Here is a 9,430-nt window from a genome sequence, read left to right as displayed (position 1 = left end):
ATAGTAGGCAAGTAGGTAGTAGGAAAGGGATAAAGGATGTGCACGGTATTCCTCTTCTGGGGACAATGTCTCCCCTTTCCTACTTCCCTACTCTCCTACTTTCCTACAGGCTGAATAGTTACAGAAATAGAATGGCCCACTGGGGCCTAATCGAGGAAAATAGAAAAGTGAGGATATTTTTATAACCTTAAACACTTTTTTAATGAGTAGAGACTAAAGAGATGTTCCTATTTTTCTAACATTTCCTCTGTCTTTTTAGCATCGTTCAAAAACATTTGCACAGTCTCTTTTGAATATGGATGCACGATCATCCCTTTTAATATATCAGGAACAACCGTAACAATATGAGCACCTGCGATAAGCCATTCAATCACATTTAAAACTTCTCGTGTAGAACCAATAATTATTTGAGCCTTAAGGTTGAATTGGTCAATTACCTCTCTTGCTTTTTCAATTTCCAGGCAGGTATTATATCCCATATTATTGACTCTACCACCAAACAATGAAACATAGGTAGCACCTGCCAATGCCGCCAGTAGGCATTGTTGGGCACTCATCATCGCTGTTACATTTATTCGGACATTATGTTTAGTTTCAAGTTCGTGGACTACTTCCAAATTTTCCAACTCACCATTTGGTCCGTGAATAGTTATTTTTACATTAATGTTATCTGACCAGGTAGCAAATTCTCTTGCCTGGTCAATCATCTTTTGCTTATCGTTCGATGTTACCTCAACTGAAAGAGGGTAGGGATGGATTAATTTTGCTATTTCGATGGAACATTTTTTAATACCCGCCATTCCACCCGTTACTCCATCTTTTAAAAGAATAGTTGGATTTGTCGTTACTCCCCGAATGATTCCCATTTTCATATACTTCTCAATTTCCACTATCTTTCCTGAATCAAGAAAAATCGCCATAATACTTACCTCCTATTTTTATTTCACTGATTCCCATTTCATCTCAAAGACTTTGATTTTGGGATGTGAGACAATCAAGTGCCAGATTACTGCTTGAAAAGCTTCAGTATGAGCGGTTACAGTCTCAGGATTTACCGTCGGAACTATTACAACCGCATCGCCGACTTTAGCCGTATAACCACCATCTCTACCAACAACACCAAACACCTTTGCCCCTAGTTCTTTTGCATATTTAATGGCATTAACTAAATTAACACTAATCTGTTTTTCAAGATTTCCACCACCAACAGAGAAAATTCCAATCGCATCATTAGCATTCAGATTACTTCCCTTTAGCCAGTTGACAAAAGCCGATTCCCAACCATCATCATTAATCCTGGCAGTTAGTTCGGATACATTATCCGTAGGTGCATAAGCCTCAAATCCTGCTATCTTTCTAAAGTCATTGACTGCATGTGTAGCATTTCCTGCCCCTCCTCCAACTCCCAGAAAAAAAAGTCTCCCCTTTCTCTTCCTTATCTCAACCATCAAATCAACACATTTTTCAACCTCATCCTTGTTTATCTTTTGAGCAATTTCACTTACCTCTGATAGATATTCCGATACAAAAGACATAGTTAAATCCCCCTTTCTACAATTTTTTGAACAGCTGAGTATAAATCAGGACCTAAAAAGTCATAGCCTTTAACATCCTTATTATATCCTTTCTGGATAAGAAAAGTAGTGCAATGAACCTTTTTACCTGCCTCCATATCTTTCCAGCTATCTCCTACAAAATAAGAATTCTTTAAATCTATATCCCATTTTTCAGCCGCCTGGAGTAATGCCCCTGGTTTAGGTTTTCGACAATCACATTTATCCTCATCCGAATGTGGACATACAAATAAATCATCAATGGGTAATCTTGCCATCATCTCTTTATGCATTTTTTCTAATTCTGCCTGATTCATCAATCCTCTCGATATATCAGGTTGATTGGTAATCACGATAATTAATAATCCCGCCGATTTTGCCATTTCAAGTGCTTCTTTTACCCCGGGGAGTAGTTCGAAATCATCAAAACATCTTGGAGAGAAAAAGCCTCCGTCTCTTTCTATCTCTTTATTTATAACCCCATCACGGTCAAGGAATAATGCCCTTTTCATAGTTTTATAACACAACCTTGCTTCGAAGATTTATAAACCGCATCAATCAATTCCATCGCCTTTAACCCATCATAACCATTCCCTAAAGGTTGTCGATTTTCAGTAACTGCACCAGTAAAATCTTCCCACTCATCAATCCATGAGGTATCTTCATTTGTAAATTCAAATAACTCTTCAGTAGGGACGCCAAATTGGACTGGACGTTTGCCCAATATCAATCTTTCCTGACCATAACTTCCGCCTAATCCAGTTATTTTAAGATACCCATTTTTACCAAAGATTTCAAAAGAGAAGGAATTTTTCCATTGTGTCCAGCTGGCATTTAGAGAAACTACCTGTCCTTTAGATGTTTTAAATAGACAGAAGGCATTATCTTCAACTGACATATCCCAAAATAAAGTATCAACCCAACCTACCACCTCTGCGAAGTCTCCCAGAAACCATCTCGAAAGGTCAATAGCATGAATTCCCTGGTCAAGTAACTCTCCGCCTCCGGATAATTCTTTATCTGCCCGCCATTCTTTATCATAACCTAATCTTCCCCCATGCCCATAACAACAACGAATGAATAATATCTCACCAATAGCACCTTCTTCACAAAACCATTTTGCCTTTTTAAGTGCCGGATGATAACGATGATTAAATCCTGTTTTAAGATGGACATTGTTCTTTTTTGATGTCTCGTATATCTGAGTTGCTTCTTCAAAATTTCTACCCAGTGGCTTTTCACAAAGCACATGTTTCTTATTTTCCATAGCCTTAATACTGATAGGAGCAAGGTATTTATTAACAGTAGATACGATAACAACATCTATATCGTCATTTTCTACCACCTCTTCCCAATGTGAAGTTGGAGTGCAATTATATCTTTGGGCTAAATCTTGTGCCTTAGAATAGGTTGTATCTGCTACCATTATTAACTTTCCATTACCTAACTTTTCTATAACCGCCGCCCTTTTGTTCCCAATAAGTCCTGCCCCAATTATTCCTACTTTTAACACAACTTAACCTCCTGAAAATTTCGTTCATCAATGCGTCGCAGAGTAAATAGAGATGTATTGTCAAAGTCCTTAATTTTATCAGGGATATTCTTCCAATTATCCCAAACGGCACTGATTAATTTACCTGTTAATTTGGGTAAATTACAAGAGGCTAAAAACACGGCTAATTCAGCCGCTTTCTCCGGCGATGTTCCGCCACTTACCTTTTGTTGCTTAAGTTTCTCAAAAACTTCTTTCCCTACGGCTTTTTCTCCTGCTGATAACATCTCATCAAAAATTTTAGTATTTACTGCACCAGGGGCAATGGCATTAACTTGAATATTGTAATCTTTTACCTCCTGGGCAATAGTTTCTGTTAATCGCACTAAGGCGGCTTTTGAAGCACCATAAGCACTAAATCGCGGTGATGGAGTAACAGAACCTCCTCCTGACATATTGATGATAACCCCTTTGTGCCTTTTCATCATAAAAGGCAATACCGCCCGCATCATCATCATACTACCAATAAGATTGATATTGATAGTTTTAATCCAACCTTCAATGTCATTATCCGTCAATAAACCAATTGGTCCCTGAATACCAGCATTATTGACGAGTATGTCAATCTTACCAAACCTTTCAATGGCAGTATGTACTACCTTTTCAACATCCGCTGGATTTGAAATATCAGCTTTTATGCTCACCGTTTCTACATCAAATCGTTTTGCTTTAGAACCTACAGCATTTATCTCTTCAATTGTTCGTGAAACAAGCACAAGATTAACTCCTTCTTGTGCAAAGGCATAGGCTATTGCCTCACCAATACCTCTTCCACCACCAGTAATTATCGCCACTTCATCTTTTAATTTCATATATTCTCTTCTCAATCATTCATAAAGTTGACCAGCACCTTAGTTCCCTCAAATGCAAATTTGTATCGCATCTCACGGAGTCCAGCTTTTGTAAGGGCATTTCTCAATTGCGTATGTTTTGTTTCGGTATAGAAGAGGAAAAATCCCCCTCCACCAGCACCCGATATTTTCCCACCTAAGGCACCATTTTCTTTAGCTAAGTCATATAATTCATCAAAGCGTGGATTAGTTATTTTGTTAGAAAGTTTCTTCTTGGTTTCCCAATGTTTATCAAGTGCTAATCCAAAATCAGTAAGGTTTCCACTCTGAATATATTCTAATATTTTGTAGCCACTTTCTTTAATATAATGTAAGCTATCCACAACTACTTTTTTATCTTCCTTTGCTGATTTACTCTGTTCAGATAAAATATCCAAACTGGATCTTGAAGTTCCTGTATAAAATAGAAGCATATTCCGTTGTAAATCATCAATTACCGTATCCGAGACATTAGCTTTTGAAACCGTGACTTTACCATCCTTTGCAATCTCAAGAACGGTCAAACCACCAAAAGCCGCCATATACTGGTCTTGCTTACCAATAGGTTTTTTAAGGAGGTCAAGTTCTAAGTGGCAAGCCTCTTCTGCCAATTCCTGTAAAGAGATATAATCTCGCTTCATTGTCCGAAGTGCATTAAGTAAGCCTACAGCATAACAGCTTGAAGACCCTAATCCTGTCCCTGCAGGAACATCCGCCATAGAAACAATCTCAATAGCATTATCAATCGCCATCATTCTTAATGCCTCACGGACAATTTCATGTTGCACTTCATCACGATGATTCACCAACTCTGTTTTGGAGTATTTAAGTCGAATTAAATCATCGACTATAGGACGATTGAGGTTTATAAACATATACTTATCAATACCTGCGGCAAAGATAAAACCTCCATATTGAGAATAGTAAGCAGGCAGGTCTGTCCCCCCTCCTCCAAGAGTAATTCTAAACGGTGTTCTGGTAATAATCATTGGTTTCCTTTTATAGCAGATTGATACAGATAAGGTGTATCTACTGCAATTAACCTCCCTTCCATAACAATCCCATAAATGGGTTTATTTTTTTTAATGAGTTCAGGAAAGATATTTTTGCCAAAGTCTAAAAAAGAGTTTGGCGGGATATAATCAAAAATCTCATGATTAAAGACATAAATTCCTGTATTAACTAAATGGCTACAAACCTCAGTTGGTTTTGGCTTTTCAATGAATCGGATAATTCTCTTTTTCTTATTTAACACTGCAACGCCACTTAAACGGACATCCTCTTTTTCATAAAAAACAATCGTGCCTAATCCCTTTTTTTTGTAATGGTAGTTGATAATTTTGTTCAAATCATAATCAAAATAATTATCACCATAAATAACCATAAAGTCTGAAGACCCAATATATCTTTCAAAGCCTTTAACCCCACCTGCCGTTCCTAAAATTTCTGGTTCAAAGTTATAGACAATATTAACCTCCAGGTGATGTCCATCTCCAAAGTAATCTTTTATAATATGAGGTAGATGATGGAGATTAATGTAAATTTCTACTAAGCCATAATGTTTTAGCAATAAAATTATGTGTTCCAAAATTGGTTTCCCATTGATTTGCACCATAGGTTTTGGAACTGAATGGACTACAGGTTTTAATCTTGTACTTTTACCAGCCGCAAGGATTATCGCTTTCATTAGTTTTTAATTCTATTGAAGCACCTTTTCTCGAATATATTCAATAGACCTTTTTATACCTTCTTCTATCTCTATTTCGGGTTTCCAACCTAATTTAATAGATTCTGATATATCGGCAAGGGTTACCTCCGCCTCTCCTGGGAGATCATCTTTATAAATTGGTTTTAATCCCGTTTTCAATATTCCTTCAATTATCTCAAAAACTTCATTTACAGAATGATTCACCCCGGAACCAACATTATAAATATTACCATCTGTAGCTGGATTTTGCATCGATAAGATATGAAATTCATTTACATCATCTACATAGATAAAATCTCGTCGTTTCTCGCCAGTGCCGTAAATAATAGGATTTTCACCTTTTAATAATTTAATGATAAAGCTACTCATCACAGGTGGAATCACTCTACGCCAGTCCTGGACAGGTCCATAGACATTAAAATACCGCAAGATTGTAATATTCATATCCCAGAATTTTTGGTAATTTTTGCAGAAAGAAAGTCCTGCAGATTTACTTATGGCATAAGTGCCAATAGGACATACAGTATCTACTTTTGATGGAAAATCAAGTATGCCTTCATACTCTGCCGATGTGTCAGCGTAAATAAATTTCCGCACCTTTGCTTGTTTTGCCGCCTCTAAAACATTCACTGTCCCGGTTACATTAATATCACTCGTCTCTAATGGATTGTTAAAACAATCAAGCAAACAATTCTTTGCGGCTAAGTGAAAGACCGTATCAACCTCTTTAAAAAGTGGATAAATATCCTTCGCTCTTATATCTAACTGATGGAAATCAACTCCTGAAGGAATATTTTCCAGAGTGCCTGAAGAGAGATTATCAATACCAATAATATCAAAGCCTTTATTTAATAGCATCTTTGATAGATTGCTTCCAATAAAACCTGCTACTCCCGTAATTAATACCTTTGTTCCCATATTATCTCTCTTTGTAACCTCCTTGTGTAATTGGCGAAATATTTTTCATCTCTTCCTGAATAAATAAATTTTTTTTCAATTAAAACTAAATCTTCAGATTGGCGGATGTTTTCCCCTCATCATTTCTTCTCGTCTAATAGCAAGTATTAATGGTCTGTTCATATATAATGCTTCTATTGTAGCTCGTCCTGTTGGAGTTAGTCCAATAAGGTAAATATCATTCCATCTAAAATGTTCATTCCATATATCCCGTTTTGGATTATAGAGTGATACTTGTTCTCCACTTTCTGGATCAATCGCTGTTAATCTGGCGGATTTACGAAGTGAACAAGAAACACATGCTAATGCTAAATTCTCTTCTACTGTTTCTCCTTTTGCTGATACAGGAATTATGTGGTCTATATGAAATGTCGCTTCTTGTCCTTCTTGGGATAAGCCACAATATTCACAATGTCCTCTTGCTCTTTCTGTAACGAGTTGTCGTAATTCATTAGAGATGTAACTCATTTACTCTCTCCCCAAATTTTCCTTGCTCGCAAACTTAAAAGTGAAAGAAACTCAGCCAAATTTACAAGTTCTTCCGCCTCCATTCGTTCACTAATTGTAAGTTTTTCACCTCCATCCTGTTTATCAAGTAAATATTGTAATCTCTCGTTCAGTGCCTTCGAAAGTTTAAATTTATTTATTTCAGTTGGCATTTCAATTTCTACAAGGATATGTTGATTCATAAATTACCTCCTGTTACAAATGTTACAACCCACTATAATAAAACTATCTGCAAATAATTTTTAGTATAATTCCATAATCTTTTGAGTTACTATATCAATGTCAAATTTTTGCTCAGCATATTCTCTTATTTTTTGAGCATCATACCGATTAGGATGATCTAATACATATTTAATGGCTTCTGTTAATGCGTTTTCATCTCCAGGTTGAACAAGTATTCCTGTTTCTTTGGTAACAATGTCTTCTGGACCACCCGAATATGTCGATACTACTGGTTTACCACAGGCAATTGCCTCAATTATTACCACGCCAAAACTTTCAGCAAAAGTTGGCAAAACGAACAAATCACAATTTTGCATATACTCAGATACCTCTTCATTTACTCTTGCTCCTAAAAGGTTCACATAACTTTCTAACCCCAACATTTTTACTTGCTCTTTTACCTGTCCTGCTAATTCTCCATCCCCAATTACATCTAAAATTACATCATAGTCCATATCAATCAATCTTTTTACCACATTTATCAATTGAACTATTCCTTTGCGAGGTATTAACAATCCGACGAACAGAAGTTTCTTGGGAAATTGGTCAATAGGTTTTAATTTTACCTTAAATCTCTTTAAATCTACTCCCTTCTGGATAACTTCTATTTTTTCATCTTTTATGCCATAGGCAGTTAATTTTTTCTTTTGGGCATTTGTTTCACATATAACCTTTTTTGAGTTAGCAATGGCAAATAGGACCTGTGGCTTACAAAAAGGGGATCCCATCATACTTGTAAAGTAACTCATCCCTTCGATTATCATCGTAGGTTTCTTTAACCATTTTCCAATAATTGCGGCGGCAAAACCGTCTGGATAGCTAAAATAGGTATGGATAACATCAAAATCAAAACCACTTCTCTTTATTTTTAACACAGTAAAAATGGTTCCTAAAAAATATGCTATTCCTCCTAAAAAGAATCTCCTATATGGAAGCCAAAAATACCTTGGATAATAAATCGCAATTCCATTCCTTATCTGATATTTTGGAACCAGTCGCTTCCTATACCAATTTTTAAAACACTTAATTGGTGGGAAATAGGATTTTGGAGAAACTACTTTAACTGCACATCGTTTACTTAAAGACTTCGCCTGCTCCTCTATCGGAATACCCATTGTGGGGTCAACATCATTCGGATAAAGTCGAGAAAGAATTAAAACTTTCATCCCTCTTTGTTTTACTCCTTTCCCCTTTGAATGTAAGTTTTGTCACGAATTTATCAACTACTCTACAAATCTGTTTTCATTTCCCATTATGAACTGCAATAACTTGCTTTTTGAGTATTTGGGATTGTTCGCTCATGTCTGGAAATATTTTAGCAAAAAATTTATCATAAGTCAACAAAAAATTTGTCTTTTTTGTAATAGGTCAGTGAAGTGGGGGATTCTCCTGAAAGTAGGAAGTAGGAGAGTAGGAAAGGGGGAGACATTGCCCCCAGAAGAGAAATACCGTGCACATCCTTTATCCCTTTCCTACTTACCTACTACCTACTTACCTACTATTTTCATTGCTTTGTCCTCCGCAGGTTAATGTTCATTCCCCCAAATAACTGATGTATTACGAAATACAGTAATCCCTCACTTATGAGGTGTGAAGATAACTATTTCAGATAATTCCTAAATTTACAGAACAGACTAAAGCATATAGAGTTAAAGATTAGGTCAAATGAAAATGCTCAACTATTGAGGAACAAGAGTATAACCATTTATAAACAGCAATTCTCGGTGAATTTTTAGAGACTGAATTCACCTATGTTTAGGAAAGATAGAAAAAAATATTTTTCGTAAAGATTTTGAGAGAAAAATAAAGAATAATGAGTCTCTATCTAATTTTTCACCGAGAATTCTTGATTTATAAATAAAGTAGTTGTAATTCTTTGCCTCCTATGTTATAATGGATAAAGGATAACAAAACTATCCAAAAAAACAGGGAGGAGGCAAAGAAATATGCAAAGGAGTAAAGAATCAACTTATTATGTAACTATTCAGCATACCAAGCAAGTAGGTAGTAGGAAGTAGGAAAGTAGGAAGTAGGAAAGGGGGAAAATACTTCATACTATTTTACTCTTAATTGATTTGATTAAAGCTATAAGTATCCTACT

General features: G+C 36.0%; 12 protein-coding genes. 1 reads left to right on the top strand and 11 read right to left on the bottom strand.

Annotation, left to right across the window (positions count from 1 at the left end):
• Positions 1 to 185, top strand: a 185-nt coding sequence (locus AB1414_10015) for a hypothetical protein (protein ID MEW6607767.1), incomplete at its 5' end; no start/stop codon positions are given.
• 42 nt (positions 186 to 227) lie between these two features.
• Here AB1414_10015 and AB1414_10010 read toward each other — a convergent pair.
• The 11 genes from AB1414_10010 to AB1414_09960 form a co-directional block, all read right to left on the bottom strand.
• Positions 228 to 920, bottom strand: a complete 693-nt coding sequence (locus AB1414_10010; GenBank protein ID MEW6607766.1) for a transaldolase family protein — start codon at positions 918 to 920, stop codon at positions 228 to 230.
• Between the two features lie 18 nt (positions 921 to 938).
• Positions 939 to 1,535, bottom strand: coding sequence for an SIS domain-containing protein (locus AB1414_10005; GenBank protein ID MEW6607765.1), 597 nt, complete (start codon positions 1,533 to 1,535; stop codon positions 939 to 941).
• A 2-nt stretch (positions 1,536 to 1,537) separates the two neighbouring features.
• Positions 1,538 to 2,065 (bottom strand): HAD family hydrolase, encoded by a 528-nt coding sequence (locus AB1414_10000; protein ID MEW6607764.1) that lies wholly within the window; start codon positions 2,063 to 2,065, stop codon positions 1,538 to 1,540.
• Positions 2,062 to 3,066, bottom strand: a complete 1,005-nt coding sequence (locus AB1414_09995; GenBank protein ID MEW6607763.1) for a Gfo/Idh/MocA family oxidoreductase — start codon at positions 3,064 to 3,066, stop codon at positions 2,062 to 2,064. Before AB1414_09995 ends, AB1414_10000 begins: the two co-directional genes overlap by 4 nt.
• Positions 3,060 to 3,917 (bottom strand): SDR family oxidoreductase, encoded by an 858-nt coding sequence (locus AB1414_09990; GenBank protein ID MEW6607762.1) that lies wholly within the window; start codon positions 3,915 to 3,917, stop codon positions 3,060 to 3,062. The genes AB1414_09995 and AB1414_09990 overlap by 7 nt, the downstream gene beginning before the upstream one ends.
• 11 nt (positions 3,918 to 3,928) lie before the next feature.
• A complete protein-coding gene (locus AB1414_09985; GenBank protein MEW6607761.1) occupies positions 3,929 to 4,924 on the bottom strand; it encodes a galactokinase in 996 nt (331 codons plus the stop codon).
• A complete protein-coding gene (locus AB1414_09980) occupies positions 4,921 to 5,622 on the bottom strand; it encodes a nucleotidyltransferase family protein (protein MEW6607760.1) in 702 nt (233 codons plus the stop codon). The genes AB1414_09985 and AB1414_09980 overlap by 4 nt, the downstream gene beginning before the upstream one ends.
• Before the next feature lie 12 nt (positions 5,623 to 5,634).
• Positions 5,635 to 6,561 (bottom strand): NAD-dependent epimerase/dehydratase family protein, encoded by a 927-nt coding sequence (locus AB1414_09975; protein MEW6607759.1) that lies wholly within the window; start codon positions 6,559 to 6,561, stop codon positions 5,635 to 5,637.
• A gap of 93 nt (positions 6,562 to 6,654) precedes the next feature.
• Positions 6,655 to 7,068, bottom strand: a complete 414-nt coding sequence (locus AB1414_09970; protein ID MEW6607758.1) for an HNH endonuclease signature motif containing protein — start codon at positions 7,066 to 7,068, stop codon at positions 6,655 to 6,657.
• On the bottom strand, positions 7,065 to 7,289 hold the full coding sequence (locus AB1414_09965) for a hypothetical protein (GenBank protein MEW6607757.1): 225 nt from the start codon (positions 7,287 to 7,289) through the stop codon (positions 7,065 to 7,067). Before AB1414_09965 ends, AB1414_09970 begins: the two co-directional genes overlap by 4 nt.
• 60 nt (positions 7,290 to 7,349) lie before the next feature.
• Positions 7,350 to 8,495 (bottom strand): glycosyltransferase, encoded by a 1,146-nt coding sequence (locus AB1414_09960; protein MEW6607756.1) that lies wholly within the window; start codon positions 8,493 to 8,495, stop codon positions 7,350 to 7,352.
• Between the last annotated feature and the right edge of the window lie 935 nt (positions 8,496 to 9,430).

The organism is bacterium (assembly GCA_040755795.1).
Lineage (GTDB): Bacteria > UBA9089 > CG2-30-40-21 > CG2-30-40-21 > SBAY01 > JBFLXS01.
This window is presented reverse-complemented; position numbering and strand designations above follow the sequence as displayed.

Bases quoted from the DNA above. Each gene is read 5' to 3' on its own strand.
- AB1414_10010 (MEW6607766.1), bottom strand. From the start codon at position 920: ATGGCGATTTTTCTTGATTCAGGAAAGATAGTGGAAATTGAGAAGTAT.
- AB1414_10005 (MEW6607765.1), bottom strand. From the start codon at position 1,535: ATGTCTTTTGTATCGGAATATCTATCAGAGGTAAGTGAAATTGCTCAA.
- AB1414_10000 (MEW6607764.1), bottom strand. From the start codon at position 2,065: ATGAAAAGGGCATTATTCCTTGACCGTGATGGGGTTATAAATAAAGAG.
- AB1414_09990 (MEW6607762.1), bottom strand. From the start codon at position 3,917: ATGAAATTAAAAGATGAAGTGGCGATAATTACTGGTGGTGGAAGAGGT.
- AB1414_09985 (MEW6607761.1), bottom strand. From the start codon at position 4,924: ATGATTATTACCAGAACACCGTTTAGAATTACTCTTGGAGGAGGGGGG.
- AB1414_09980 (MEW6607760.1), bottom strand. From the start codon at position 5,622: ATGAAAGCGATAATCCTTGCGGCTGGTAAAAGTACAAGATTAAAACCT.
- AB1414_09975 (MEW6607759.1), bottom strand. From the start codon at position 6,561: ATGGGAACAAAGGTATTAATTACGGGAGTAGCAGGTTTTATTGGAAGC.
- AB1414_09970 (MEW6607758.1), bottom strand. From the start codon at position 7,068: ATGAGTTACATCTCTAATGAATTACGACAACTCGTTACAGAAAGAGCA.
- AB1414_09965 (MEW6607757.1), bottom strand. From the start codon at position 7,289: ATGAATCAACATATCCTTGTAGAAATTGAAATGCCAACTGAAATAAAT.
- AB1414_09960 (MEW6607756.1), bottom strand. From the start codon at position 8,495: ATGAAAGTTTTAATTCTTTCTCGACTTTATCCGAATGATGTTGACCCC.